The 26,440-nt window shown below is 56.3% G+C and carries 28 protein-coding genes and 2 pseudogenes; 20 read left to right on the forward strand and 10 right to left on the reverse strand.

Features of this window, described 5'->3' with window-relative positions:
* Positions 1-42 precede the first annotated feature (42 nt).
* The 3 genes from AC0TNJ_RS03390 (at position 43) to AC0TNJ_RS03400 (ending at position 1,112) form a co-directional block, all read left to right on the forward strand.
* Positions 43-399 (forward strand): hypothetical protein, encoded by a 357-nt coding sequence (locus tag AC0TNJ_RS03390; protein WP_473770227.1) that lies wholly within the window; start codon positions 43-45, stop codon positions 397-399.
* A 289-nt stretch (positions 400-688) separates the two neighbouring features.
* A complete protein-coding gene (locus AC0TNJ_RS03395; RefSeq protein ID WP_473770228.1) occupies positions 689-853 on the forward strand; it encodes a hypothetical protein in 165 nt (54 codons plus the stop codon).
* A 4-nt stretch (positions 854-857) separates the two neighbouring features.
* Positions 858-1,112: a hypothetical protein gene (locus tag AC0TNJ_RS03400; RefSeq protein WP_473770229.1), complete on the forward strand. Its 255-nt coding sequence runs from the start codon at positions 858-860 to the stop codon at positions 1,110-1,112.
* A gap of 11 nt (positions 1,113-1,123) precedes the next feature.
* Here the strand turns inward: AC0TNJ_RS03400 and AC0TNJ_RS03405 are convergent, their stop codons facing one another.
* The 3 genes from AC0TNJ_RS03405 to AC0TNJ_RS03415 form a co-directional block, all read right to left on the reverse strand.
* Positions 1,124-1,411 carry a hypothetical protein gene (locus AC0TNJ_RS03405; protein WP_473770230.1) on the reverse strand — a complete coding sequence of 96 codons (288 nt, stop codon included), beginning with the start codon at positions 1,409-1,411 and terminating at the stop codon, positions 1,124-1,126.
* Between the two features lie 91 nt (positions 1,412-1,502).
* Complete coding sequence (locus AC0TNJ_RS03410) at positions 1,503-1,703, reverse strand: hypothetical protein (RefSeq protein WP_473770231.1); 201 nt, start codon at positions 1,701-1,703, stop codon at positions 1,503-1,505.
* 293 nt (positions 1,704-1,996) lie between these two features.
* Positions 1,997-3,079 carry a PAS domain S-box protein gene (locus AC0TNJ_RS03415; protein WP_473770232.1) on the reverse strand — a complete coding sequence of 361 codons (1,083 nt, stop codon included), beginning with the start codon at positions 3,077-3,079 and terminating at the stop codon, positions 1,997-1,999.
* Positions 3,080-3,148: 69 nt separating this feature from the next.
* Here AC0TNJ_RS03415 and AC0TNJ_RS03420 point away from each other — a divergent pair, with 69 nt between their 5' ends.
* Positions 3,149-3,280, forward strand: a complete 132-nt coding sequence (locus tag AC0TNJ_RS03420; protein ID WP_473770233.1) for a hypothetical protein — start codon at positions 3,149-3,151, stop codon at positions 3,278-3,280.
* A pseudogene (locus AC0TNJ_RS03425) lies at positions 3,244-3,431 on the forward strand (IS6 family transposase); the annotation flags it as partial. The gene AC0TNJ_RS03420 and the pseudogene AC0TNJ_RS03425, both read left to right, overlap by 37 nt.
* 223 nt (positions 3,432-3,654) lie before the next feature.
* Here the strand turns inward: AC0TNJ_RS03425 and AC0TNJ_RS03430 are convergent.
* Together AC0TNJ_RS03430 and AC0TNJ_RS03435 are read right to left on the reverse strand one after the other, a co-directional pair.
* Positions 3,655-3,768: pseudogene (locus AC0TNJ_RS03430) on the reverse strand (IS3 family transposase); the annotation flags it as partial.
* A 184-nt stretch (positions 3,769-3,952) separates the two neighbouring features.
* Positions 3,953-4,495 (reverse strand): class I SAM-dependent methyltransferase, encoded by a 543-nt coding sequence (locus tag AC0TNJ_RS03435; protein ID WP_473770234.1) that lies wholly within the window; start codon positions 4,493-4,495, stop codon positions 3,953-3,955.
* 245 nt (positions 4,496-4,740) lie between these two features.
* Between AC0TNJ_RS03435 and AC0TNJ_RS03440 the strand changes: the two genes are divergently transcribed.
* Together AC0TNJ_RS03440 and AC0TNJ_RS03445 are read left to right on the forward strand one after the other, a co-directional pair.
* Positions 4,741-5,415 carry a response regulator transcription factor gene (locus AC0TNJ_RS03440; protein WP_473770235.1) on the forward strand — a complete coding sequence of 225 codons (675 nt, stop codon included), beginning with the start codon at positions 4,741-4,743 and terminating at the stop codon, positions 5,413-5,415.
* The gene (locus tag AC0TNJ_RS03445) at positions 5,416-6,798 is read left to right on the forward strand and encodes a sensor histidine kinase (protein WP_473770236.1); all 1,383 of its coding nucleotides are present in this window, start codon (positions 5,416-5,418) and stop codon (positions 6,796-6,798) included.
* A 75-nt stretch (positions 6,799-6,873) separates the two neighbouring features.
* On the opposite strand, the gene AC0TNJ_RS03450 is transcribed toward AC0TNJ_RS03445, so the two are convergent.
* Both AC0TNJ_RS03450 and AC0TNJ_RS03455 read right to left on the reverse strand, forming a co-directional pair.
* Positions 6,874-7,884, reverse strand: coding sequence for a DUF535 family protein (locus tag AC0TNJ_RS03450; protein ID WP_473770237.1), 1,011 nt, complete (start codon positions 7,882-7,884; stop codon positions 6,874-6,876).
* The gene (locus tag AC0TNJ_RS03455) at positions 7,881-8,744 is read right to left on the reverse strand and encodes a phosphatase PAP2 family protein (protein ID WP_473770238.1); all 864 of its coding nucleotides are present in this window, start codon (positions 8,742-8,744) and stop codon (positions 7,881-7,883) included. The genes AC0TNJ_RS03450 and AC0TNJ_RS03455 overlap by 4 nt, the downstream gene beginning before the upstream one ends.
* 201 nt (positions 8,745-8,945) lie before the next feature.
* Between AC0TNJ_RS03455 and AC0TNJ_RS03460 the strand changes: the two genes are divergently transcribed.
* Positions 8,946-9,638, forward strand: coding sequence for a response regulator (locus AC0TNJ_RS03460; RefSeq protein ID WP_122000984.1), 693 nt, complete (start codon positions 8,946-8,948; stop codon positions 9,636-9,638).
* Entirely contained in the window at positions 9,635-10,810 is a 1,176-nt protein-coding gene (locus tag AC0TNJ_RS03465) for an ATP-binding protein (RefSeq protein WP_473766995.1), read from the forward strand. Before AC0TNJ_RS03460 ends, AC0TNJ_RS03465 begins: the two co-directional genes overlap by 4 nt.
* Positions 10,811-11,332: 522 nt before the next feature.
* Here AC0TNJ_RS03465 and AC0TNJ_RS03470 read toward each other — a convergent pair.
* A complete protein-coding gene (locus AC0TNJ_RS03470) occupies positions 11,333-12,307 on the reverse strand; it encodes a sugar-binding transcriptional regulator (RefSeq protein ID WP_473770239.1) in 975 nt (324 codons plus the stop codon).
* A 73-nt stretch (positions 12,308-12,380) separates the two neighbouring features.
* Complete coding sequence (locus AC0TNJ_RS03475; RefSeq protein ID WP_473770240.1) at positions 12,381-12,593, reverse strand: hypothetical protein; 213 nt, start codon at positions 12,591-12,593, stop codon at positions 12,381-12,383.
* 53 nt (positions 12,594-12,646) lie between these two features.
* Between AC0TNJ_RS03475 and AC0TNJ_RS03480 the strand changes: the two genes are divergently transcribed.
* The 10 genes from AC0TNJ_RS03480 (at position 12,647) to AC0TNJ_RS03525 (ending at position 23,328) form a co-directional block, all read left to right on the forward strand.
* Positions 12,647-13,597 (forward strand): sugar ABC transporter substrate-binding protein, encoded by a 951-nt coding sequence (locus tag AC0TNJ_RS03480; protein WP_473770241.1) that lies wholly within the window; start codon positions 12,647-12,649, stop codon positions 13,595-13,597.
* Between the two features lie 92 nt (positions 13,598-13,689).
* Positions 13,690-15,204 carry a sugar ABC transporter ATP-binding protein gene (locus AC0TNJ_RS03485; RefSeq protein ID WP_473770242.1) on the forward strand — a complete coding sequence of 505 codons (1,515 nt, stop codon included), beginning with the start codon at positions 13,690-13,692 and terminating at the stop codon, positions 15,202-15,204.
* Positions 15,201-16,205 (forward strand): ABC transporter permease, encoded by a 1,005-nt coding sequence (locus AC0TNJ_RS03490; RefSeq protein ID WP_473766999.1) that lies wholly within the window; start codon positions 15,201-15,203, stop codon positions 16,203-16,205. Before AC0TNJ_RS03485 ends, AC0TNJ_RS03490 begins: the two co-directional genes overlap by 4 nt.
* 58 nt (positions 16,206-16,263) lie before the next feature.
* Positions 16,264-17,292: a thiamine pyrophosphate-dependent dehydrogenase E1 component subunit alpha gene (locus AC0TNJ_RS03495; protein WP_473770243.1), complete on the forward strand. Its 1,029-nt coding sequence runs from the start codon at positions 16,264-16,266 to the stop codon at positions 17,290-17,292.
* Positions 17,292-18,266 carry an alpha-ketoacid dehydrogenase subunit beta gene (locus AC0TNJ_RS03500; RefSeq protein ID WP_473770244.1) on the forward strand — a complete coding sequence of 325 codons (975 nt, stop codon included), beginning with the start codon at positions 17,292-17,294 and terminating at the stop codon, positions 18,264-18,266. The genes AC0TNJ_RS03495 and AC0TNJ_RS03500 overlap by 1 nt, the downstream gene beginning before the upstream one ends.
* The gene (locus AC0TNJ_RS03505) at positions 18,263-19,876 is read left to right on the forward strand and encodes an acetoin dehydrogenase dihydrolipoyllysine-residue acetyltransferase subunit (protein WP_473770245.1); all 1,614 of its coding nucleotides are present in this window, start codon (positions 18,263-18,265) and stop codon (positions 19,874-19,876) included. The genes AC0TNJ_RS03500 and AC0TNJ_RS03505 overlap by 4 nt, the downstream gene beginning before the upstream one ends.
* Positions 19,869-20,207, forward strand: coding sequence for a carboxymuconolactone decarboxylase family protein (locus AC0TNJ_RS03510; protein ID WP_473767003.1), 339 nt, complete (start codon positions 19,869-19,871; stop codon positions 20,205-20,207). The genes AC0TNJ_RS03505 and AC0TNJ_RS03510 overlap by 8 nt, the downstream gene beginning before the upstream one ends.
* Before the next feature lie 63 nt (positions 20,208-20,270).
* Positions 20,271-21,764 carry an FGGY-family carbohydrate kinase gene (locus AC0TNJ_RS03515; RefSeq protein WP_473770246.1) on the forward strand — a complete coding sequence of 498 codons (1,494 nt, stop codon included), beginning with the start codon at positions 20,271-20,273 and terminating at the stop codon, positions 21,762-21,764.
* 22 nt (positions 21,765-21,786) lie between these two features.
* Entirely contained in the window at positions 21,787-22,557 is a 771-nt protein-coding gene (locus tag AC0TNJ_RS03520; RefSeq protein WP_473770247.1) for an SDR family NAD(P)-dependent oxidoreductase, read from the forward strand.
* Between the two features lie 15 nt (positions 22,558-22,572).
* Complete coding sequence (locus AC0TNJ_RS03525) at positions 22,573-23,328, forward strand: SDR family NAD(P)-dependent oxidoreductase (RefSeq protein WP_473770248.1); 756 nt, start codon at positions 22,573-22,575, stop codon at positions 23,326-23,328.
* A gap of 69 nt (positions 23,329-23,397) precedes the next feature.
* Here AC0TNJ_RS03525 and AC0TNJ_RS03530 read toward each other — a convergent pair whose 3' ends face one another.
* Positions 23,398-24,024, reverse strand: a complete 627-nt coding sequence (locus tag AC0TNJ_RS03530) for a TetR/AcrR family transcriptional regulator (RefSeq protein WP_473770249.1) — start codon at positions 24,022-24,024, stop codon at positions 23,398-23,400.
* A 350-nt stretch (positions 24,025-24,374) separates the two neighbouring features.
* Here AC0TNJ_RS03530 and AC0TNJ_RS03535 point away from each other — a divergent pair, with 350 nt between their 5' ends.
* On the forward strand, positions 24,375-26,435 hold the full coding sequence (locus AC0TNJ_RS03535; RefSeq protein WP_473770250.1) for an oxidoreductase: 2,061 nt from the start codon (positions 24,375-24,377) through the stop codon (positions 26,433-26,435).
* The last annotated feature ends 5 nt before the right edge of the window (positions 26,436-26,440 follow it).

Below are 26,440 nucleotides of genomic sequence, written 5' to 3' on the forward strand. Positions count from 1 at the left end.
CAATTGGCATGGCTCATGGTTGGACCCTGGAGGTCCAAAGCGATGAAACGAGTTTTAGCGGACAAAAGTATTGGCGCTCGCACAAGGGGCGCAATTCAACGGGGGGAGACCGGCGACAAGGTTCCCGGTTTCGATCCGGCGGCTGCTCCAATGGAAACGGATGCGGAGGCAGGCGGCAACTCCCAGCCTCACGACGAGTCCCAACCGCTGCCCGCAAAGGCTGATGACAGCAACGCTTCCAGCCATGCATCCGGCTTGCGGGAATGGCCCTCTGAAGGCAACGTGCGAACCGCAAGCGGAAACGCATCCAGGGGGGAAGGCCCAGCCTATCTCGTCTGGTGGTTCATCATCGCGATGGTCGTCATTGGCTATTTCATAATTTCATGGGTGTGGCGATGAATGTGCAATCGAAACCTGAGCAAGACAAAAGGGTCGAGCCTTCGCGAACGCTTGGATACTTCCCCCGCTTCGCCTTGGTTATATTGGCGGTTCTGCTGCTTTTATTCCTTGGATGGAGCCTGACCGGAGGCGGATTGGTATCGCAGCAGCAGGGAATACAGACGCCGCCGGCGACGGATTCCGGCGAACAGCCGGGACAAAATCCGCCGCTTGAAAACCAGCGGCCGCAGACGGGTACGGGAGGCGACCAGCCAGTCAATCCGTCAGAAGGTCAGAATGGAGGCCGATGATGAACGAGCAACCAATCACCCCGCTTACGGACGATGAAGACGTAAAGTTTCTCGCGGAGAATTCGGATATTTCCCCGTTGCAGGCACGCCAGTTGATCGAACGTTTCGGCAGGGACAGGCAAAAGCTGCTTGAAGAAGCGAAGAAGTTTAAAGCGGAAGGATAGAACAATGGCTCAGATCACGCGAGATCACGACAAGATCCGCCGGTGGGCGGAAGACCGCAACGGGCGCCCGGCCATCGTGGATACAGGCAACCAAAGCGGTATATTACGCATTGACTTCGCGGAGAAAGACGAAAATCTGGAAGAGATTGAATGGGACGATTTCTTTGCCATATTCGACGACCGAAAACTTGCCTTCCTCTATGAAGATGCAGGCGACAGCCGCTTTAACAAATTTGTGGATGCAGAGCAGAATGCTTGAGGCGACCGAAATCAGGGAGAGGGTTCTGAATCCGGCACGATGTTCAGGTTAGCGGCGGCGGGTGCCTCCAGATGGCGGTCCCGATATCTCTTGTGAGCAAGCCGGGACGCCAGTTCGGCAATGTAGTTCAGATCCCTCAGGCCGTTCTGGTAAAGCATTATGATTGCCGTCGAAAGATCCGTGGCAGCATACTCCCTGTCGCTTTCTTCAAGAATAATTGCGGCGTGGGAAAAACAGCTGCGCATGAAGGTCACTTCTTCCGGCTTGTAGATACGGCTCGCTTCGTTGAAGAGCGGCATGCGATCCTCCTTCAGGATACCTCAACAATACGCTTCTCAATTATTTAAGATAGGCGTGCTTGATCACTTCATATTTCGATATTGCTTCGGCTCATGGCACCCGACCGCTTCCGTGTTCCGGGTGGCGTTCAAGATTCTGGCGGTTAAGGCAATCGAAAACGCGCTTTGCCTCCTCCTCGGTCAGTGCGATCTGCAAGCGGCCCTCGAACGTGATGGGGTGGCCCTTGAAAGCATCTATCACAGACCATGTGCCATCGCCGTTTTGCTGAAGTTTGTACCCGTTTTCTACCATGGTCGTCTCCCGTCGCGGCGTGTCTCCGGCAAACTTGATGGTTCCCCATGGTCGAATTTCCTGAGGCAACTCGGGTTCTGATGAAACCGACCCACCATTCATATAGATGCCGGAGAAAGGAGATTAACGAAACAATGGTTCGAATGGTTCCGTCCATGTTTGAATGTGCATCTGGTACATATCCGAAACCTGTCCGCCCGCCGGTCCGTAAGGTTGAAGGCGTTGCTGCTGGCATGGACACAAGCGCGGGACGGAAGCCAAGAATGGAGCTGGCCGTGTTGGCGGCTCCGGCTCTATTTTTCTTCCGTGTCCGATAACAGTATGCAAATTGGGATCGATACTTTGATTTCCAACCCGGTTGGCAGCCAGTTCCGATAAACTGTGGCGTTCAGGGCAGATGAAAGACCGGCTTCCAGACGCGTTCCAAATCCTTCCGCGCTTATCTGGCCGACTTTCCCCTCAACGCTTTCAGTCCAGGATAATCTGACCATTCCGCTCGTCTCCTCGACAAAAATGTCGAGGCGCCCTGTCATTGATGAAAGCGCTCCATGTTTGGCCGCGTTCGTTGCAAATTCGTGCAACAGGAGAGACAAATTTGTCAGCGACTTCCCGGAAACAGACGGGTTGGCTCCCGCAAGGCTGATATTACAGCCCTGATATGGATCAAGGATTGTATGTATAAGGGTCTGGATGGGAATAGCGGCCGACATGTCGGGATTTTCATCCCAGGCAGGCATCGTCAATTCGTGCGCTCTTGCCAGCGAAGACAGTCTGGACTGTACGCTTTGGCGAAATTCATCGACATTTTTCGCATCCCGCCCACTCAGCGATACGATCCCGTTTGCCAGTGCAAACAGGTTTTTAACGCGATGGTGCATTTCGCCCAATAATAGAAACAATTTTTCCTGCGCTTTGCGGCGCTCGGTAATGTCGCGGGCTATTTTGGAGGCGCCAACGATTACGCCTTGAGCGTTGCGGATCGGAGAGATTGTTAGAGAAATATCCAGATGCGTGCCATCCTTCTTCTTGCGGACAGTTTCGAAATGTTCGACACGCATTCCATCTCGGATTTGCGCCAGTATGGCGGGCTCCTCGTTGAGACGGTCTTCCGGAATAAGAATGGTGATGGGTTTTCCTATAACCTCCTCGGGATCGTAGCCGAACAAACGCTGGGCTCCCCGATTCCAGGTCTTGATATTCCCCTGCAGGTCCTTGCTGATGATTGCATCATCTGATCCATCTACAATAGCCGCGAGCCAATCACGCAAATCCAGTTCGGTATCGTAGAAATTCGTCTGCCAGGCGTAAGATCCGGTATAGGAGACGACGGGTATCTCCACATCTCTGCGCTGTCGATCATTATTTTCATTACTCATAATCGTCACCCGCGGAATCTCATTGTGGAGAATCTACTCTAATAAACTCCCAAAACGCAGTCGACCAATATGTTGGATATTCTGGCTGTTGCAACAATCACTTTGATATTGGAAATAGCGCTGGTGATTTTCAGCGAGACTTTTAATGAGCGATTTCAAGTGGCCGCTATGGGATCAGCTGCCGCGACCTTGAGCAAATGATGGCGCGCGGGGTGTGCCTGTTGATCATTCGACGATCTACCGCCGGCTTCAAAGGTTCGCGCCGGAGATTGAAAAGCGGTTGCGCTGGAACTGGCGCCAGCTGCAGTCAACCAGCTGGCGCGTTGACCTCACAACTTATAGGGTCACCGGGGCTCTTACTTTATTTAAGATTGGCGCGTGTGCCGCAAAAGTCGAACCTTAGGTGACGATATTTGTGTTGCTAAACAGGAGGTTTCTTTCCAACTTTCCAGATCGCGTCAAACGCCGAGGAAGGGACCCAAGATCACTGGAAAGCTATGGACAGCGACGTGCTGACGATAGCTGTGAAGAAATATGCTCGATTGCCATCTCAAGGCGCTCCACGACTTCAACTGCGCTACTCCGACTTTATTTTCCAATTCCATCGGGCTGAGATATCCCAATGTCGAGTGGCGACGCTTCGGATTGTAGAAGCGCTCGATGTATTCGTCCGCCTTTGCATCGTCTCGTCGAGATGGCGCGCATTTTTCCTAGCGTCTTCGCCACTGAACTGGTCAAATGATTCGAAACAGGATCTGGCCGACAAAGATGTTTCCCATTCGGCCCCGCCAGATTTTGTAATGCGCAAGCTTATCTGAAGGCGCTTAAGTATCGCGTTCTGTGCGTCCGTCGGCTAATTTTCTTCGCCAGCCGCTAGCAAACATCAGTTCTTCGTCTTTGAAACTTGTGCACGGATGCCGGTGGAATATTGAAGAAAGTCCGGCCCATCTCTTCGGATATCAGACCAAGCTCCGCGAGCAGTTCCGTCTTGACTGGACAACGCATCGCATAGGTAAACTGGTAGAATGAACCGGATTGAGCCAGATAGTGAAAACTGCCGCGCAAGATAGCTTCCACTTGCATGGGGTTCATTGCAAGAAGGCCCAGTCCGCTGATGATGCTTTTACAGGATGCAGGCGGTAAAAGGTTGAGGCTCGTGAGCCGGGTCGCGTCTGCCTGGATGATCGTTGAACGCGGAAAGCGCTTGCGCAATATGCTTACGAAATCGGGGTTGAATTCGATCAGGATCAGATCGCGGGGATCGACGCCGCGTTTGAGGAGAGCATAAGTGAATACGCCGGTTCCTGGTCCCAATTCGATGATGGGCCCCGTGTCTGGTTTGATTTCGCGTGTGATCAAGCGCGAAATGGACGGTCCCGACGGGGCAATTGCGGCAGTCAGCAGCGGGTTGCGCAACCAGGCTGCGAAGAAGGGAACGAAATCGGCGATTGGCATTTCAGCGGCTCCTCCAAGGAAATTGTTCTCCGGTCTGCCCGGCAGAACCGCTGAAATTTCCAAGCGCCACCTGTCAAAAGCCTGTCGCTCCGGCTGTTTGCCACCAATAAATCAGGTTCAGAAATTCTACTGGGCTGGCTGATGCCAGTCTCATGCCAGCCACAAATGTTACGTTGAGCAAATCTTGGCAAGAAAAGGCACGTTGGATGCGAATTCTGGTGGTGGAGGATGAAAGCGAACTGGCATCGATATTGGAACAAGTTCTGACATCCCAAAACATGGTCGCGGATATCGTCGCCACCTGCGGCGAAGCTGAACATATGCTTTCAGAAGATTGCTACGATGCGGTTATTCTTGATCGTCGCCTGCCTGACGGGGATGGATTGTCCGTGCTGCGGAGCCTGCGTGGGCGCGGCAATTCGGTTCCGGTTCTTGTTCTGACAGCTCACGGCGACCTGCCCGATCGCATCCACGGCCTCGATAGCGGTGCAGACGACTATCTTGGCAAGCCCTTCGCCTTCGATGAGCTGATGGCTCGGTTGCGGGCCATTTTGCGTCGCAATGGCGATCTTCGTCCAGACATTGTCCGGCTTGGCCGTGTATCTTTCGATTTCACTGCGCGTCAGGCTTTTGTCGGCGATGTTCCACTCACCATGCCACGCCGCGAATTGCTCGTGCTTGAAGCCTTGATGCGACGAAAGGGGCGCATGGTGCAAAGGCCGGTTTTGATGGAGGCAGTTTTCGGGATGAACGATGAGGTGGAACCGAACGCACTCGACACACATGTTTCCCGGGTGCGCCGCAAGCTGGCAGCGGCGGCGGCAGGGGTCACACTGAACGGCGTACGCGGTGTCGGCTATCTCTTGCGTGAGACCCCCTAATTGAGAGAGACTCCTCTTTCCTTAAAGTGGCAGCTGATTACGCGTATCGTTCTCGCCCAGGCAGCGATCGTTCTATGCGCGCTGGCGCTCTTCGTTGCATTTCTCTGGCTGTCTGGCTTTGTTCACGAACGTTATGATCGAGGCATAATCGACGTCTTGAAGGAGGCAGTAGCCCGTGATCCGGAAGGGCATCTGGCCTTGAGCAACACGCCTGAACTGGCGGTATTGCGTCGAGAGGAAAAATCCCTCTGGTTTGTTATTCAGGATGTTTCTGGCAACCAGCTTGCGGAAGGCACTGTGCCCGACGCCTACCGGCCATTTCGTGCTGCCATGCCGGATGTGCTTGAAGCCCGGCTTGGCGACGATAAAGCTGGATCACTCCGGCCCTATGCCCTCATAAGATGGGAAGATACACCCGTGGGGCGCGTCCAGATCATGGCAGGTACGGGAGGCCGGCTGACCTTTGGACGGCTGGCGGAAACGGTCGGGGAAGGGTTCAAGGCGCTCATTCTTCCCGGCCTTCTTCTCGCCGCGCTGGGAGCGTTGCTGGTCATACCGCTGGTGGTGCGTATTACCTTGAGAGGAACATCCGAAGTTGCTCTCAAAGCTGCACAGATTGAGCCTGAGCGGCGTGGAATTCGCCTGTCCGCAAAGACTGTTCCAGTCGAGCTTTCGCCGTTGGTGGAGGCTTTCAACGGCGCTCTGGAGCGCCTCGATAAAGGATATTCCCGCCAACAGCGTTTTTTGGCGCAGGCAGCCCATGAGCTGAGAACTCCCATCGCTATCCTCTCTGCCCGACTGCATGCCCTACCGGAAAGCGAGTTGAAATCTGGCCTCATGCGTGACGTGTCCCGGCTGGGAACCCTGGCGGGCCAGCTTCTTGACCTCCAGCGTCTGGAGGGGCAGGCGAGCAGATTTCATACCGTGGATATAGTCTCCGCTGCGCGGCAGGTAATTTCTGATCTGGCGCCCCTTGCTTTCGCGGCTGGCTATGATGTGACTTTCGATAATGATGCTGAAGTTATCAACGTCCTCGGCGATAGCCAGTCGATCGAGCGCGCCATCACCAACCTGTTTCAAAACGCGATTGACCATGGGGATAAGAGAGGAACAATTGCGATAAGCGTCATGAAACCGGCTGTGATTGAAGTGACCGATGAGGGTAGCGGCATTCCTCCAGATATGCGCGAAAGCATATTCGAACCGTTCACCCGCCTTGAGGATCAAGGTCCTGGCGCTGGCCTTGGTCTTAATCTTGTGCAGCAGATCATGGTGCTTCACGGTGGAAGCGTTGAGGTGGGCGAAAGTCATTCGGGCGGAACACGGATGAGGCTTGTGTTCCACCCAATTGGTGCAATGCCGACAGATGGTCCGAACCTGTGAATTGGCCTGCACCCTTCAAACGTGGGATCGTTAAAAGGGCGCTAGAAGCAATCGCCCGGCACGGGTTGAGAGCCATCAGCTGGGCTGCCGATTATCACCCCGATGCATGATCAGTTTCGCCCCAATCTTCCAGAACGCGATTTTTGTGTTACTGCGGCGGCTGCCACAACTGTCATTGATTGCCGGATCCGCGGGAATTCGAAAGCCGAAAGGCGGAAACGGAACGCCGCCGCGATCCAGCCAATACGCATCCAGGTTCGGCAGTTTCATTTTACGCCGTTTGGAGGCACGGTAATTGATCACGTGGCTGGAATTGTCGACGGCAATCAAATAGGCGGTGGCGCTGTGCGCTATCAATCCTTTCAGAACCAGCATGACTGCATCTTTCGGCCGCAACCCGCCGAGATCGCGGGTCGCGGATATGACCGTACGTTTGGCGTCCGGATGAGCGGCCCCTTGCAATCCACCGACAATGAGACTGTATGAATCGCCGGGACGGCGCACAAATACGAAGCTCGCCATGCACAGCAGCGCCTGATCTGCCGCGTCCACCAGACGCACGGTAAAAACGCCTTCGTGCCGGCTGCCGCATTGATCGGAAAGCAATAGCTGGAGCCGATAACGATGATCCCTGCCGCAAATGGTTCCAAGTTCGATTATTTTCCCCTGCCACAGTGCCTGCAATACATGCGGGCACAATAGCTGGCGCGCCAGTTCGAAGTGCTGGGTCAGAATGTTGAGCCGGGTTCGCCATGCAAGCCGGTGCACGAGAAAGGATGACAGGGACTTCCGGATAAGATCATCGTGAGGCGGAGCGAAAGTGTGCTGTTCCGTGAACTCGTCGAGGAACCGGAGCCAGCGGAAGGTCAGCCACGGCGACAGCATGCTTCTCGACAGGAAAGCCAGGGTTTTGCGAAACTTCAGCCGTGAAGCAATGCCGATAGTCTGCCGCAACATCGAATGGGAAGCTGCCAGATGTTTCAGGGGCACATTCTGATGGTTTGTTTCCGCATGGCTGGCCGAACCCGGTTCTGGTTGCCTTTGGGTGGGCGCGGAATGGGAAATCTGTTCTGCAAGCATGATCATGGTCCGTTGCGGCTGGGAGGTAGCGGGCCGGACTTTTCGTCAGCTATGTCAAGATTTTGTGGAGAATTTCCGTGTGCTCGGCGAGCGCTACGCCGCATGGAAATTAGTGTGCCGAAATGGCTCACGCTGGCGTCTATCGCCTCCGCCTGGGTGGAGATCCTTCGCCAGAGCCACATCATCACACACAGGACCAGCCCCCATGCGACGATGACATCGGATAGGAAGTGGGCGCCGAAGACAACCCGGTTGAAGGACACAAAGAACAGGATCGGGACCGCAATAACGGTTGCGGTGGGTCGCCACCGCACAGGCACGAAGATGATTACCGACAGTGTTGCGGCTGCGACGGCGGCCTCGCCGGAAGGAAAGGAGCAACTATGCCTGCAGGCCGCAGCATATTGCCAAACGGGAGAAAAATCGGCTGTCCCGCCAAACTCGACAATATTGCGCGGCCGGGCCCTTCCGATGATGTTCTTCAGAGACTGTACTGCAATCAATGGGCCGAGCAGAAAGCTCAGCAGCACGAACAGGGCCTTGTGCGGCGGGCAGAAGGCATATTTTTTTGGCAGGAAAGCATGAAGCCCGATGGCGAATACCATGAGCGGCAGAAGATAGACCAAACCCTGCCGGTTTATGTCGCGCACGCCCTTCAGAAATGGATTTTCGGATAGCGGGAAGCCATGTCCGTCAGCAAAGAGACGGGAAATGGTCAGATCGACTGACGGAAACACCACGAGGACGAAGCTTGCAGCCAGAACGGAAGGAACCAGCAGCTGCGTTTGCCATGAGGCGGTTTTGTAACGTCTGGTGACGCCGACCGCCGAATGGGATTCGCTTGAGCCTAGAACGGTTTCTTGCATGCCGACACCTCGAAAGAGTTGAACGACTGCGATTTGAAGGCCGATTATCAAGACTCTGCGAAGATCGAACCGGCACTGTGTTTAAAACCGGTCTCTGGATGGTGCGAGTATTGTTTGGAAATTGCACGTTGAGAATTTGCCGGTCATAGTCTGTGCAGGTTTTGCCCAAGATAACGATCTCAAGAACATTTGGAGCCGCTCGTGGATAACAGCCTCGTTCTTATTGTGGAGGATGAGCCGGAAATTGCGCAGATTTTGGATGCCTATCTGGTGCGTGAAGGCTATCGCACGGTGCGTGCGTCTGATGGCGAAACGGCGTTGCAACATCATGCGCTGCTGTCGCCGGATATCGTTCTGCTCGATGTCCGCATTCCCAAGCTGGATGGTTTTGCAGTGCTTGCGCGCTTGCGGCAGACCCGAAATACACCCGTTATCATGGTGACAGCATTGGCCGAAGATATCGACCGGCTCAGCGGTCTGCGTCTTGGTGCCGATGATTATGTCGTCAAACCATTCAATCCCCAGGAAGTGGTTGCGCGCGTCAAGGCGGTGCTGCGGCGTACAAAGGGCGATCAGGAGGAAACGCTGCGGCGGTTCGGTGCAATTGAAGTTGACTTCAATGCCTACGCGGCTTTCGTCAACCGCGACGGGGAGCGGATTGCTCTCCAGCTCACCCTCAGCGAATTCAGAATCCTTGCTTATATGGTCCGCCGCCCCACGCACGCCTTCGATCGCGCTGATATTCTCGATGCCTGCCTGCCGGAAAGCGATGCGCTGGTCCGCACGGTGGACACGCATATATCCAATCTGCGAAAGAAGCTGGAAACGCTCGGGCAGAAAGATTTCTTCCCCGCAGTTCGCGGCATCGGTTACCGTCTGGCGGATCCCAAATGAAACTACCCACGCTGCCGCTTGCCACACTGACCGCTATCATAATCGCTGCCATGCTTCTGCTCAGCGTCGGTCTGGCTTATCTGGGGGTCACTTCTTACGCCGCCTATCTTGAAGAAGGGGTGATCAAAAGTCTGCCCGCCAATGCCGCCCAAGCCTATCGGGACATGAATTCCGGCATCGTGCCCGAACCAGCAGCGATAAAGGAATTGTTCGCGCATCTCGATAGCCTTTCCGATCCGGTCGATTTTCAACTCTATATTTCCGTACTCGTCTGCGGATTGGTCTCTGCGCTTATTTGCAGCATCATCGGAATATATCTGGCCAGGAGGATCGCGCAGCCTCTGGAGCAGCTGACGCTGGTAGCGGAAGGGCTGAAGTCCGGAGATTTTTCCGTCCGGCTGAAGGAGTCGCACACAAGTACGGTCGAGGTTAAAAGCCTCATTGAAAGCTTCAACGCCTTGGCAACCAGCCTCGAAACTATGGAGGAGAGGCTACGCTTCAACAATATGGCTGTCGCACACGAGCTGCGCACACCGCTTACCATATTGCGCGGATCGATGCAGGGTATGGTGGATGGCGTTTTCCCTATGGATACGAAAACGGTGGCGAGCCTTTTGCTGCAGGTTGAGGGTTTGTCGCGACTTGTGGAAGACCTGCGCACCCTCTCGCTGGCGATAGGACAGAAACTCGTCATGGATCGCGAGCATTTTGTGCTGTCGGAGCTGGTGGAGACCGTGCTCGACGCAGCCAAGCCCATGCTTGAGGCAAGCAAGCTTGTCGTTGAAAGGGATTTGTCACCAAGGACAGCGGTCGCTGACCGCCAACGCATCCGGCAGGCCATACTCGCGCTTCTCGAAAATGCCTGCCGGTATGCTGCGGATGGCGGAATATTGCGATGCCAGACGGAACTGACTGCCGATGGTTTCATCGCCATCCGCATTCTCGACCGTGGTCCGGGGCTTCCGGAAAATATAGGTGATATAAGCGTTGCTCCGTTCTGGCGCGGAGATGCATCTCGTTCAAGGGCAACTGGCGGTACGGGGCTTGGCCTGTCTGTGGTACAGGCGATAGCGGCCGCCCACGGCGGCAAACTTGAACTCCGTAACCGGGCAGGCGGCGGCGCTATCGTATCCATTCTCATTCCAGAGAATTTTACGGAATGCTCTGCATGAGTGCGAAGTTTAGTGTGCAGCCTTTGTCCTTCCGCGAGCCACTGCTTTCGCGTGTATTGACGGTGGTAGAGCCAATGTCCCATTCGTTCTCATGCAAACGAAGCATTGGCGCTTAATCGGTGCTTGCTCACACTCTTTTGGGCCTGACCTCGATATTTACGGAAGAGGGGACAAATGGAAAGTCAGCTAGATTCCCCCAGACGAATCCGAGTAATCAGCATTGGATTATTGCTTGGCTTTTGGGGGCAGCGTCACCCCTGATATATGTGTCGTATCTGTCACCAAGCTGAAAAGAGCAATCCTTCTTCTCGCAAATCGTTGAACACGCAACGTTCCGGGCAAGAACAACTTTTCAAGATGCTCGGCAAGTAGTGGCGGTGATGGAGCAAACGGCTTTGCCTTTCTGTTCGGAAGGGCACATTGCACTGATGCGGAACATGCTGAGAAGAATGGCTAGGAGTTACACTCTCCCATTCGGGGCGCGATTTCCCATCGAAAGGTGGGCCTCATCCCGTTATGTCGTTATAGAACAGCTAATAGCGCCTCGGCTGCGTCTCCGTCTATGATCAGGCCGTTCACGATCCCGCTTTTGAGCAGTGCTTTGGCGGCGACGGCCTTCTCCTGCCCGGCGATCAGCAGGACCACCTGAACCTTCTTTAACTCGGCGAAGCTGAGAGCAATCGTGCGCTGGTTCATCTCGTGTTCGACTTGCTGCCCGTTCTCGTCGAAAAAGATGCCGTTGGTGTCGCCGATAGCTCCGGCAGCACGCAGGCTCTCCAGTTCGGATTTGCTCAACATGTTTTGGCGGCGCAGCAGAGAATCTTCTGTCAGTTCACCGGCACTGATGAAGCACACGGAAGCGGTGCGGGCAATTTCCAGCGCGCGTGCCACAGAGCGTTGGGAGATAAGAACTTTTCGATCTTCAGCGGAATCTGCGATGAAGGGGACAGGAAGGAAGAAGCCTTGCCCGCCCGTCCGCCGCGCCAGCATGTGCACAACTTCGAACGGATTATAGGCCGAGTTTGCGGTCAGCGACCCCATCACGGAAATGAAGCGCGCTTGCGGCGCACGTACACCGGCAAGTTGTAGCGTCATTTGTTCTATGGTTCGCCCCCATCCAGTGCCGATAGTCGCATCCTCATGGTCGGCGAGAAAGCTTTTCAGATAGGTGGCGGCTGCAACGCCGACAGCTCGGAATGATACCTGTTTGCGGATTTCAGAGGCTGTGTCGTCATCGGAGTGAAAGCCAAATGGGGGCGTTGAAATACAAAAATCCAGACCGTACTGGCCCATCAGCTCATTTTCCACGGGCAATGTGCCAGCGTTCTGATGGTCGATGGAGATGCTGACGAGACCGCTTTCGCGGGCCTCGCCTAGTATCTTGTTTACGCGTGCCCGGGTAAGGCCCAGTCGGGATGCGGTCGCCTCCTGGTTGAAACCTCCAACATAGTAAAGCCACGCCACGCGCACCATCAGGCTGTCTTCGGATTCGCTCATTTGTCTCTCTTTCGTTTTTTCATCCACATAATTACAAATGTATTTTCATTTGACATTTGTAATTATGTGGCACTTAATACCAATCGGTCCGGCGGACAAGAGCGCGAAAGGGCAGTGAGGTCAATCGGAAACGAAACTGGCGCAAGGCGACGGAATGGCGGTTCTGGAGGAACAGAAACAGATATTCGCCGATGCGACAGAAGGGGAGAAACAGCGAAGTGACGATGGCGTCTTTCGCGATGGTCACCATCCAGTTCGACGTCAAGTGAACTGAACGTGTCCGCAAGTAGCAATCAAAGTCAGATGTGGAATCAACCACATGGCTTTTGGGAGGAAAAAATGGGTTTCGGATGTTTCAAGAAAGCAGCGACTGTTACAGCTCTTGCCATGCTCATGGGCACGGCGAGCGCTTCGGCTACAAATGTAGCCTGGGTGCATTCCAATGCTGCCGCGCAGTCCGAGCAGCGCGCAAAAGCGGGCTTTGATGCCTGGCTCAAGGCGACGAACAAGGACTGGAGTATCAGCGTGCTTGACAGCGGTGGCTCCGGTGAACGCACGGCGTCGAACATTCAAGATGCGGCCTCTCGCGGGGTGGATGCGATCATCGTCAGCATGTCGGATTTGCGTGCTTCACGCGCTGCAATCGATTCCGCTGTTGCGGCCAAAATTCCAGTTTTCGCGATCGATAGCGGTCAAGTCGACGGTGTGGTGGTCGATGTAACCACCAATAATTGGGCAATGTCGGCTGACGTGTCGCCCTATTTGCTCAATGAAATGGGCGCCAAGGGTAATCTTATCTTCCTGCGTATGGCTGAGCACCATGGCACGCGCAAGCGCGGCGACGTGATGGAAACGGTGCTGAAGGAATACCCGGAAGTGAAGGTAATCGCCGAGCACAATATCGATTATACAGCGTTCTTCGAAGACACAACCAAGACTATGCAGGACTATGCATCGCGTTTTGGCGAAGAGATCAATGCTGTTTGGGCACCGTGGGATGAGCCCGCACAAGCTGCGATCAACGCGCTGAATGCTGCTGGTCTGAAGAATGTCAAAGTGATTGGCATTGACGGCCATCCGCAGGCCATCGAAGAAGTTTGCAAGCCCGACAGCCTGATGATTGCGACGGTCTCGCAGCCATTCGAAAAGATGGGCGCACAGACTGGCGAATGGATTGAAAGCATCGTGGTCAAAAAGGAAGACACAGCAAAGGTCATTCCGTCCAAAACCGTGTATCTCGATGCGCCACTCGTAACCAAGCAGAACTGCAAGGACTTCCTCCCGAAGTAGTGGGCAAGCCCCAAGTTGCCTGCTTCTGGCCGGAGCGCAACGTTCCGCGTTCCGGTCCCTTTACAGTAGATTGAATTCATTGGAGTTTTCCGATGGCCGTAAGCCTGTCGCAGATCGTTATGTCCTATCCAGGAACGCTGGCGCTGGATCAGGTGAACGCCGAGTTTCGGTTTGATGAGGTGCATGGACTGATCGGAGAAAACGGTGCTGGAAAGACCACTCTGGTCAGTATTCTTGGTGGTAGTAAAAGTCCGACTTCGGGTACAATCACCATTGATGGCACTGACGTAAAACTATCGAGTGCTGGGGATGCGCTACGCAAGGGCATTGCGCATGTATCGCAGGAAGGCAGTCTCGTGCCCGGACTGACCGGTGCGCAGAATATTCTGCTTGGTGATGAGCCTCGCCTGGGGCTAGGTGTCATTGACAAGCGCAGACTGTTGTCGCGTGCCTGCGAATTACTCAAGCGTTGGTTTCCGCAAGTTTCTATTGATCTTGACCAGCAGGTCGACATGCTGCCCATGGCTGACCAGAAGATCATCGAAATTGTTCGCGCATTGCGTGGCGATGTCCGGCTGCTCATCCTTGACGAGCCCACGGCCACTTTGCCTGCACGCGAAAAGGAAAGTCTCTGGGAGATTATCAGGGCTTTGCCGCGGCAAGGAGTTGGCATCGTCTTGATCAGCCATTTCCTCTCGGAAATTAAAGCACTGAGCGATAGAATTACGGTCCTGCGTGATGGCCGTCATGTTGCGACGCTTCAGGCCACTGAAGCGAGCGAAGCCGGGCTGATCGATCTGATGCTGCAACGCACTGGCAGCAAAACGGCGATGGTCTCGGAGGGAAATCAAAATCGCAGTTTCGGTCGCGTGGTTTTGGAAGTGAGTGACTGGCGTGCAGGTAATGTCGAAGTTGACAAATTTTCCATCCGTGCCGGTGAAATCGTCGGCCTGATCGGTTTGACCGGCGCCGGTCATTTTGGCTTCGCCCGTTCGCTCTATGCGGGGAGTGGCGTCACCCGCGGCATCTGCCGTTTTCAGGGCGACGTCATCGCCCGGATCGATGCGCGTACCATGCAGAAAAAGGGCGTCGCTCTGGTCCCCGATCACCGCATGGAATATTCGCTGATCGGCGAATGGGATGTGCGTGAAAACCTTGCCATGGTGCATCCGTCATTCGCGGCCTTGGGCGGTACGGGCGTGCTGTCGATGCGCCGCGAAGCACAAGAAGCCGACCGCACTATGCAGCTTTTGAACGTGAAGGCGCATTCGCGCAATCAGTTCGTGAAGGACCTGAGCGGCGGCAACAAGCAAAAGGTTTCTATCGGCAAGTGGTTGTACGGCGCAGACGACCACTACCGGTTGATGATTTTCATCGAACCCACCGAGGGTGTCGACATCGGGGCCAAGCGTGAAATTCATGCTCAGATGCGCCGGCTCGCCGACAAGGGCGTGGCAATTCTGGTCACGTCGTCCGACCTACTGGAAATTGCTGACGTGGCAGACCGCGTCATCCCGTTCGTGAACGGTTCTCCGGGGGCTGAAATTCCGCGAGAGGCCTTTTCCGAAGCGAAGTTCATTGCCGCAATGGCAGGAGTCATCCAATGAATACACAAAACCTCGCGGTTGCCCCGCAATCGTCGCGTCACGCGCAGAGCTTTGGCAAGAAGCTCAAGGGTGAATGGTTGCTGAAATATTCTACCCTCATTGTATTGCTTTTGCTGTTCGCCGGGTTCTCGCTGACGGTGGACCGCTTTCTGACAGCCAATAATCTGCTCAACATCCTCCAACAGATCGCCATGCTCACCATTGTTGGCGCGGGTCTGACTTTCGGCTTCGCAGCACGTGAAATGGACCTTTCCGTCGGTTACATGGTCGGCATGGCTGGTATTGCGGTACCGCTGCTGTTGGTTGCGGGCACGCCTTTGCCATTGGCGTTGCTGGCCGGATTGGGGGCAGGATTTGTTGTCGGTGCCGTCAATGCGGCGCTCGTCACCCTGGTCGGCGTACCCTCATTGATTGCGACGCTGGCGGTAGGCTCCATTCTGTATGGCATCAATTTTTTGATGACCGGCGGACGGGCGATTTATGGCGGTCTTCCGGCCAGTTATCTCTGGCTGGGACAGGGGCAGCTCTTCGGCGTTCCCGTGCTTGCCTATGCCATGGTCGTTGTGGTTTTCGTCGCCTGGTTCCTGATGGAGCGCACTGTCTTCGGTCGTTACATTTACGCTGTCGGCGGCAACCTCAAGGCTGCGGAGCTGTCAGGCGTGAACGGTCGCTTCTATCGCGCCGCTGCCCTGATCGTCTGCTCGATTTTCGCAGCCGTTGCAGGGGCGCTTCTGGCAGCGCGCCTCGGCTCCGGCCAGCCGAATGCTGGCGAACGCTATCTCCTCGACGGTTTAGCTACGGTATTCATCGGCATGACCATGTTCCGTCCCGGTACGGCAACGATTGCCGGAACCTTCTTCGGCGCGCTGTTTATCGGCGTCATCAATAACGGCCTCAATCTGATTGGCATGGATACGTATATCCAGAGCATCGTGAAGGGCCTCATCATTCTCGTAGCGGTCGCGGTTGTCTCGCGTACCACCAAACTAAAGCTCCTGTGAGGGCATCGAACCGGACATCATGAAACATTTGCAACAGACAGGTCTGTCGGAGGCGCACGTGCAAAATCCGAGTAACTCCAATCTTCTCGAACTCTATCGAACGATGCGCCGCATCCGCACCTTTGAAGAACGCGTTGGCGAACTCTTCGTGCGAGGTCAGACGGCAGGTTCGATGCTTCACCTTTCCATTGGCGAAGAAGCAGCTGCCGCCGGTGTGTGTGCCGCCATGCAGCCGCAGGACACATTTACAACGCATCATCGCGGCCACGGCATCTTTCTGGCCCGCGGCGCTGATCCCAGGCAGATGATGGCTGAAATCGGCGGCAAGGAAACCGGATATTGCCATGGCAAGGGCGGCTCCATGCACATTGCCGACATGGCACTCGGTCATCTTGGGGCCAACGCTATCGTGGGCGGTGGTATCCCATCTGTGGTCGGTGCTGGACTGTCGAGCAAATACCTGAAGAAAAATTCCGTTTCGCTCGCATTTTTTGGCGACGGCGCAATGCAACAGGGTATTCTCTATGAGAGCATGAACATGGCCGCCCTATGGGGTCTGCCGGTGGTTTTTGTCTGCATCAACAATCAGTACGGCATGGGAACGCGCGTCGATCAGGCGACCGCCAACACTGCCTTTGATCAGCGTGCCCACGCATTCGGCCTCAATGGAAGGGTTGTCGATGGCATTGATGTTGAGGAAGTCAAGCATGCGGCCCAAGGGTTGATCGATGATGCGCGGCTCGGCAAGCCGGGTTTCCTGTCGGTCACCTGCTATCGGTTCTTTGGCCATGCGCGCATGGATAAGAGCCCATACCGCGCAGAGGCGGAAGAACTCGAAGGTCGCAAGAAGGACCCTGTGAAATTTACGCGGGACCAGCTCCTAACCTCCGGTTTCGCGCAGGAGGCCGCACTTGACGCCATGGATAGCGATATTGCGGCTGAGATGGACGCCACCATCGATTTCACCGTCGAATCCAAGGCGCCGCCGCTAACTTCCATGTTCAAGGATGTGTATGCCGTAGGCGAGCCTGAGCCCGAACCTGTCCGCACCCGTATCGACCGCGTACTTTCCAAGGATGAAGCATAATGGTTGCCATGACTTACCGCGACGCGCTGCGCAAAGCGCTGGATGACGCCATGGCGGAGGACAACACCATCGTCGTGATCGGCGAGGAGGTCGGGCGCTATGGCGGCGCCTATGGCGTTACGAAGGACCTTATCGGGAAGTACGGTCCTGAACGCCTGATCGATACGCCAATATCCGAACCGGCTATTGTTGGTGCGGCGGTCGGGGCTGCGATGACCGGGCTGCGGCCAGTTGCCGAGCTGATGTATATCGATTTTCTTGGCATGACGATGGACCAGCTTGCCAATCAGGCAGCAAAGATACGCTACATGTTCGGTGGGCAAATCGGCGTGCCGATGGTGCTGCGCACCCAAGGCGGCACCGGGCGTTCTGCAGGTGCCCAACATTCCCAGAGCCTTGAAGCATGGATAATGCATACGCCAGGTCTGCGCCTTGCCATGCCCGCCACGATCCAGGATGCCTATCATCTACTGCGCCAGAGCCTGACGAAGCCTGATCCCGTGGTCTTCATCGAGCACAAGGCGCTTTATACCCGCAAGGAAGAAGTCGATCTCGACGCCGAGCCGCTCGAATGGGGTAAGGCTGCGGTCCGTCGTACCGGCAAGGATCTAGTCATTGTCACCTATTCGCGCCAGCTTCATTATGCACTCGATGCCGCCGAGAAGCTTTCCACGAAGGGGATCGAAGCGACAGTCATTGATCTGCGGACGCTTAATCCGCTCGATTTCGACACAGTGCGTGAACATGTCGAGCGTGTCGGCAAGGCAATGGTGGTGTCCGAAGGCGTCATGACTGCCGGTGTCGCCGCGGAACTCGCTGCTCGCATTACCGAGGAATGCTTTGACTATCTCGAACAGCCGGTGGTGCGTGTCGCCGGTGAAGATATTCCAATTTCGGTTTCGCAAGAATTGGAAACCGGAAGCGTTCCAACACCCGATTTCATTCGTTCCGTTGCCGAGAAGATGCTGTCATGACTGAACGGATTCTCAAAATGCCACGCCTTGGCGAGACGATGGAGGAAGGCAGGATTGTCGGCTTCCTCGTCAAGCCAGGGGACAGTTTCAAACGCGGGGATTCCATAATCGAAATCGAAACGGACAAGACCGTGGCTGAGTTTCCAGCCTTGGGTGACGGTACGTTGAACGAATGGATCGGCACTATTGGTGATCAGGTCATGGTTGGTGCGCCGTTGGCGCGTATCGATATCGGCGATGGTCCCGACTGGACGGATGAAGGTGGCGAAAGCGCGCCTTCTCCTGAAGAACCGGCTGCGTTGCACCCCGCACGCGCAGCCGGTTCGCAGAACGAACGCGTTGTCACCGACCTCGATATGCCTCGTCTTGGTGAAACGATGGAAGAAGGCCGTATCGTTCGCTGGCTGAAAAACGCAGGCGAGAGCTTTGAACGCGGCGAAGCCGTGCTAGAGATCGAGACAGACAAAACCGTCGCGGAGTTTCCGGCGCTGGCGAGTGGAACGCTTGTCGATATCTTGCGCGGGGAAGGCGAAATGGTCACGGTGGGCGAGACCATAGCCCGTATTGAAGTAGCCGCTGCAGATGTCGCAACGCCCGAAGTGGCGGTTCTAAAGGCTGAGCCAATCCCGTTTGAAGCCAAAACGTCGACTGCCAGGCAGGCGACTCCGGCAAGAGAGGGCGGGCGGGTTCGGGCCACGCCGCTTGCTCGCAAAGTTGCGCGCCAGAATGGCGTCGACATCAGTTTGCTTTCGGGCAGTGGTCGCCGGGGACGGATCGAGAAAGAAGATGTGCTGGCCGCGTCGAGCAATTCGAAATCGAACAGCGCTGTGCACTTTACCGATCTTGCGAATGGCCGTGTCGCCTATCTGGATCAGGGGCCGAAAAATGGCCGCACAATCCTGCTGCTGCACGGTTTCTCTGGTGACCGGACGACCTGGACCGGTATTGCATCGGGTCTGCGCCGGGCGAATTTCCGGGTAATTGCGCCCGATCTTCCTGCTCACGGACTAACGACCATCAACGCGACGAACGCGGATGAACTCGGCGCATTCCTGCCCGCATTCCTCGACGCTCTGAGGGTTGCCGAGGTCGATGTCGTTGCGCATTCTCTGGGAGCAGTCGCAGCTACACAATTTACGGCTGCGCATGTAAGCCGTGTTTCGAGCTTGACGATGATCGCCCCTGCCGGCCTTGGTTCTGACGTGGACGGAGGATTCATTTCTGGCATGGCCCATGCAACAACGGCAGGCGAAGTCAGCCATCTGCTGCGTCGTATCGCTGCCAAGCCCGTCGAGCTTTCGCCGGAACTGGTTGCGGAGTTTGCAAAAACCATGGCCCAAGGGCGTCTCAAGGCGCTGGCAGCAGCCATTGTTGGCCCTTCAGGGCAAATGACCGACATTGTTCCGGCACTGGAAAAGCTTTCTCGCGCGAAACCGGTACGTGTTCTGGTTGGACTTCTGGATCGCATCATCCCATGGCAACAGGCGACGACACTTCCGCCTTCAATCGCGGTGCATTTTCTCAGCCAGTCTGGCCATATGCCGCAATGGGATCAGGCGAAGGACGTTCTCGATCTGATTTTGAATTCCATCGGAGGTGCCCATGACTGAGGACGTCAGGCTTCGTCTCAAGACAGCGCAGGCACGGCTCGGCGCTTTTGCGAAAGCTGCGCCCGAATTGATGACTGGCTTCGCCAAGGTCAGCAAAACCGCAACCGCTGCCGGCGCGTTCTCGTCCGCCCAGCGCGAATTGATCGCTGTCGGTATTGCCGTCGTGAAGGGATGCGAAGATTGCATCTATTACCACGTGGATGCAGCGATCCGGCACGGAGCAAGCGAGCAGGAACTGGTCGAGGCGCTTGAGGTAGCCGTTGAAATGGGCGGCGGACCGGCTGTCATGTATGCGGGCAAGGCGCTGGAAGTCTTTCGAGGCCTGAGTTGAAACGTGCGCGATGAGGTATGCGAAGACGGGAGGAGTTTTCGCATCTGCCTCGGGAGGAGTTGAATGACTTATTTTCTCACCGCCGATGGAGGAACGGAAAGTGTCCGCGCGCGGGTTTACGATCTTTCGGGCACGTGCCTTGCAAGTGCCGCAGTTCCTTATGAGACCAAGTTTTCCAGCGGCGCTCGTGCCGAGCAGAACCCCGAAGACTGGTGGTCAGGCTTTGTAAAGGCTGCGCGCAAGGCCATTGCGGATTCGTCCGTCGATCCGTCGGCCATAGAAGCGATCACGCTGGCCACGACCAGCTGTACGGTCGTGGCTCTGGACGTGGACGGAAAGCCGCTGCGTCCATCGATCATCTGGATGGACGTTCGAGCAAGTGCCGAGGCCGATGCTGTCCTCGCCACTGCGGATATTGCCCTGCAGGCCAATGGCGGTGGCCGAGGACCGGTTTCGGCGGAATGGATGATCCCGAAAGCACTGTGGCTCGCGCGGAGTGAGCCTGAGATATTCGAAAAGGCAGATACGATCTGCGAGTATCAGGATTTCATGACATTGCGCCTGACCGGCGAAAAAGCCGCCAGTCTGAACAATGTGTCGCTCCGCTGGCACTATTCGACGGATCGTGGCGGTTTCCCGGTCACACTTCTGGAGAAACTTGGCCTCGGTGATGTACTGCAGAAATGGCCTTCTCGCGTGGTCGCGCCCGGAGAGGTCATCGGAGGGCTTTGTGCATCCGCCGCTTCCGAACTTGGCCTCTCGCAGAGCGTAAAGGTAGTGCAGGGGGGCGCCGACGCACTTATCGGCATGATAGGACTGGGCGTGGCCAAGCCCGGTCAGCTTGCGCTGATAACCGGCTCGTCCCACTTGCAATTTGGTGTTGCGGACAAACCTTTGCACGCGCCGGGCATATGGGGCAGCTATCCCGATATGGTCTATCCCGGACGCTACATTATCGAAGGTGGGCAGACGTCCACCGGCTCGATCATCGCATGGCTCGGACGCCTGATGAACGGGACCATGGACATGGAAGCGCTCAACGCCAAGGCGGCTGCGCTGGAGCCGGGCGCTGAAGGGCTTCTGGTACAGGATCATTTTCAGGGCAACCGCACGCCCTATACCGATGCCTTGTCTCGTGGTGCAATCGTCGGACTGACGCTGGCGCATGAACCGCATCATATCTTCCGTGCCATTATGGAAGGTATCAGTTTCGGCACCCGTAGCATTCTTGATGCCATGGCTGAAGCCGGTTATCGCGGCCAGGAAATCACCGTCGGCGGCGGTGCGAGCGCGTCACCGCTCTGGCTGCAAATCCATGCCGACACTGCGGGCTTGCCCGTCTGTGTGCCGCAGTCACGCGATGCGCCTTCAGTGGGGGCTGCGGTACTCGCTGCGCATGGAGCAGGCCATTTCGCAACCATCGATGAGGGTATTGCCGCCATGGTGAAGCCTGGCAAGCGCATAGAGCCGCGTCTGCGCGAGATGGCTCTCTACAATGAAATCTATCAGCAATACCGGGCGCTTTATCCGGCATTGAAAGCGGTTCGGGCTGCCTGAGGCATTTTTGCGGGAGGACAGAATGCTCAAGGATTTTCAACTGACTGGTAAGCGCGCTGTCATAACCGGCGGCGCAAGGGGTATCGGGCGAGCCATTGCCGAGCTTCTCGTTGAAGCCGGCGCGACGGTCATCATTACCGACCGCGATGAAGCGGCTGCCAGGCAGACGGTCGCGGAACTCACCGTCCGTCGTCCTTCTTCTGCGAGCCTGTACATTCTGGATGTCACCGATCGTGACGCAGCGGAACGAACAGCCGAAGCTATTGCTGCCGAGGTCGGTGTACCCGACATTCTGGTCAACAATGCGGGCATTGTTCGTAACGGCCCGGCGAGTGAAACGTCCGAAGCAGACTGGCGCGCTGTAATCGACGTCAATCTTAACGGCGTCTTTTATTGTGCCCAAGCCTTCGGCAAGCGCATGGCAGCTGTCGGGCGCGGCGCTATCGTCAATATTTCTTCAATGTGCGGCGAGATCGTCGTCTATCCGCAGCCGCAGGTTGCCTACAACGCCGCTAAAGCCGGAGTAAACCTCATTACCAAGTCTTTGGCTGTGGAATGGGCAAAGCAGGGCGTTCGCGTCAATGCGGTTGCACCCGGCTACACCGCGACGGAACTGACACTTGCTGGCCGCAGCAATGAGGAATGGTTCTCAACCTGGATGCGCATGACGCCACAGGGACGGCTGGGAGAGCCGAGAGAGATCGCGAATGCCGTTCTGTTTCTGGCCTCCGATGCTGCAAGTTTTGTGACCGGCACCGTGCTTGCCGTGGATGGCGGCTATACCGCGCTTTGATTTTGGGAGGATGACATGACAGAACAGGCAAGAATCGCCCTCGTTACCGGTGCAAGTCGCGGTATTGGCCGAGCCATTGCAATCGGCATGGCCAAACGTGGCTTCGATGTTGCTATCAACGACATCGAGCGCCAACAGGATGCCTTGCAGGAGGTGGCACGCGCGATTGAGGCCACAGGCGGGGAGGCTCTGCCCCTCTATGCCGACGTGAGCAACAAAGCCGACGTAGAAGCGATGGTCAGCAATGTTGTTGATGTGTTCGGTCGCATCGATGCTCTCGTAAACAATGCCGGGATTCTGATCGCCGGTGACGTCGAGCATCTGAAGGAAGAGCACTGGGATAGTGTGCTTGATGTCAACGCAAAGGGTACGTTTCTGGTCGTTCAGGCAGCGCTTCCTCACATGAAACGGCAGAAATACGGTCGTATCGTCAATATCGCCTCCATCGGCGGCAAGCACGGTGCGCCCGAACAGGCCCATTATTCCGCATCCAAGGCTGCCGTCATGGGCTTCACCCGCGTTCTGGCTCAGGAGGTTGGCACGTATGGGATCACCGCCAACTGCATTTGCCCTGGGATTATTCTGACGGACATGGGACGGGTCAACCTCGATGATGCCGTCGTGCGCCAGGCGTGGCAGGAGAAGACGGCGATGCGTCGTATCGGCGACCCGGAGGACGTCGTTGGTCCGGTCGCATTTCTGGCATCAGATGATGCCGCTTTTGTTACAGGACAAAGCCTCAACGTCGATGGCGGTATAGTGTTCAGTTAGAGGAGCATTGGAAACGACAAGCTTCTTGAGGCAGTCGGCAAGCCCGTATCGCGAAATGATTCACTTCGCTTACTCGTCAGAAAGAGAAGTATCCAGAATTTTCTCGATCATTTCGGTGGCGAGCTGCACAAACATATCCGTTTTCTTGCGCGTCTGATCGAGGCAAGCTTCGAGCCACAAACCATCCAGGATGGCATGGACACAAATGGCGGCGCGCTCGATCTCCGCGGGCGTAAGCTCTCGCCCTTCGGCGGTGAAAACTTCGGCGAGAAGCGGTTCGGTTGCCCGGCGAAGATTTGCATAGCTTTCATCGCGCACCGCCGTAATCATAGGGTCCACGCGATTCTGGCTGATGAACGTCGCCCAAAGCGACAGCATCCGCTCATCGGAAGCTTGCCCTTCCAGTGTTGCCTTGATGAATTGCAGTAGCCGCTGCTGCGGTTTCCCCTCTCGCCCTTCCAATATTGCCATGCTGGAGGCGGTGATCAGCTCCATCGTGCGCCGATAAGCTGCGACAATGAGATTGGCCTTGTTTTCAAAGTGGTGGCGTATCAGCCCGTTTGTCACGCCCGCGCGAGCCGCAACGGCACGCACGGTCGTCGCCTGAATGCCGACCTCGGCTATACATTCCAATGTCGCTTCAACCAACTCGCGGCGGCGTTCACTTTCTGGGGCGCGTTTGAACAAGCCTGTCATGAAGCGCAAATTCTCCTTCGGCTACATCTGTCGCATATACAGCGGCAAAGGCAAGGACGGCGTCCGTAATTATGCACTTGCATAATAACTTTGGATATGTATAGCTTCCGACATAGGCGATTGCCCAACAAGAGTGCCGGCAAGGCAGCAGGGGAATACGATCAGGCGGAGGAGCATTTTCAGTAAAAGTGCGAAGCGATGCGCGGCGGCAAAGGTCGCGGCCCTGCCCTGCAAACCTGTCAATGCCTCCCGGTCGATCGGCCAAGCTGAAAACCTCACCCGACACGCCATCGATAGTCATGAACCGGCAAGGGCGGACCCCAGGGTCCGATTTCCGGAACAATGGAACAATGCCCATGCGCGAGCCACGTTACGATATATTGTTCGAACCCATAAAGATTGGTCCGGTCACCGCGCCCAACCGCTTTTATCAGGTGCCGCATTGCAGCGGCATGGGGCATCGCTATCCTGACGCCGACCGCCATATGCGCCGGATGAAGGCAGAGGGCGGCTGGGGTGTCGTCGCCACGCAGGAAACCGAAATCCACCCCACCTCCGATATCACCCCGTCCAATCAGGGCAGGCTGTGGGACGACAAGGACATTCCGCGCCTTATCCAGTTGACCGATGCCGTGCATGAACAGGGAAGCCTCGCAGCGATCCAGCTCGTGCACAACGGCATCCATATCGCCAACCGCCTGACGCGGCTTTCGCCGATTGGACCGTCGGATATCATGGTCGATGTGGAAGATCCGGTTCAGGCGCGTGCCATGGATAAAAGCGACATAGCTCAATTTCGCAAATGGCATCGCGATGCCGCATTGCGCGCCAAGCGCGCGGGCTTCGACATCATTTATGTCTATGCCGGTCATGACATGACCCTGCTGCAGCATTTTCTGCTTAGCCGTTACAACAAGCGCACTGATGAATATGGCGGCAGCTTTGAAAACCGCCTCCGCCTTTTCCGGGAGGTAATCGCTGATACGCGCGACGCCGTGGGCGATAAATGCGCCATTGCGGTGCGTTTTGCTGTTGAGGAGTTTTTGGGCGCCGATGGTCTGACCCACGATGGAGAAGGGCGCGATGTTGTAGCGGCGCTTGCCGACGAACCCGATCTCTGGGACGTCAACCTCTCCAACTGGTCGAATGACAGCCAAACCTCCCGGTTTTCGCAAGAGGGCTTTCAGGAGGAGTTCGTCTCCTTTGTAAAACCTCTCACCTCAAAACCCGTTGTGGGGGTAGGGCGTTATACGTCTCCCGACGCGATGGTGCGTGCGATCAAAAAAGGCATTTTCGATCTGATAGGCGCGGCTCGCCCGTCGATTGCCGATCCCTTCCTGCCAGCGAAAATTCGCGATGGCCGCATCGACGACATACGCGAGTGCATCGGCTGCAACATCTGCACGGCCAGTGACAACACGGTGGCACCGATGCGCTGTACGCAAAACCCGACCATTGGCGAAGAATGGCGCAAGGGCTGGCACCCGGAAATTATCCCGCCTCTTGAGGCGCCGCAATCCGTACTCGTCATCGGCGGCGGACCCGCCGGGTTGGAAGCGGCGCGAGCCACGGCGCAGCGCGGCGCGGATGTGATGCTGGCTGATGCGGCACAGGAATGGGGTGGCCGCGTTGCGCAGGAATGTCGCCTTCCTGGCCTCGCTGCCTGGGGCCGCGTGCGCGACTGGCGTCTTGGCCAGTTGCGACAGGCGCCCAACGCGCAACTTTATCTCGATAGCCGGCTTAGTGCGGAAGATGTTCTTTCTTACGGCGTCCCGCATGTGGCGATTGCTACCGGCGCGCGCTGGCGTAACGATGGAGTTGGCCGGGTTCATCGTGGCCCGCTCGATTATCTCGCCGAGGGTGCGATTGTCAGCGTCAACGCGCTGCTCGAAAACGGCGTGGATGCGCTTGCGAACGATGGGCCGGTGGTGATCTTCGATGACGACCGCTATTATATGGCGAGCGTTCTCGCAGAACTCATCGCAGCGTCGGGACGAGCCGTGACTTTCGTCACTCCTGCCGCGATTGTCGCGCCCTGGACCGAGCACACGCTTGAACAAGGTCGCGTGCAGCGCCGCCTGATTGAAAGGGGCGTCGAGCTTGTCCCGTTGCATCAGCTTGCTGGACGGAGGAAGGATGCGCTTGATATTGCCTGCGTTTATTCCGGCAAAATCCGCACTGTCGATTGCGCGACACTGGTTCCGGTCACGTCGCGCCTGCCAAACGATCAGCTCTGGCATGATCTGGTAGCCTTGAAACATCAATGGATGGATCGCGGTTTGGAAACGGTCGAGCGCATCGGTGACTGTCTTTCTCCGGGCATCATTGCTGCGGCAACCTATGCAGGGCATGGTTATGCGAGAAGCCGCAGCCAACTGTCGCCGGAAGACAATTACGATATTTACCGGTGAGGAAT

This window comes from Ochrobactrum sp. PL_is483 (assembly GCF_055816855.1).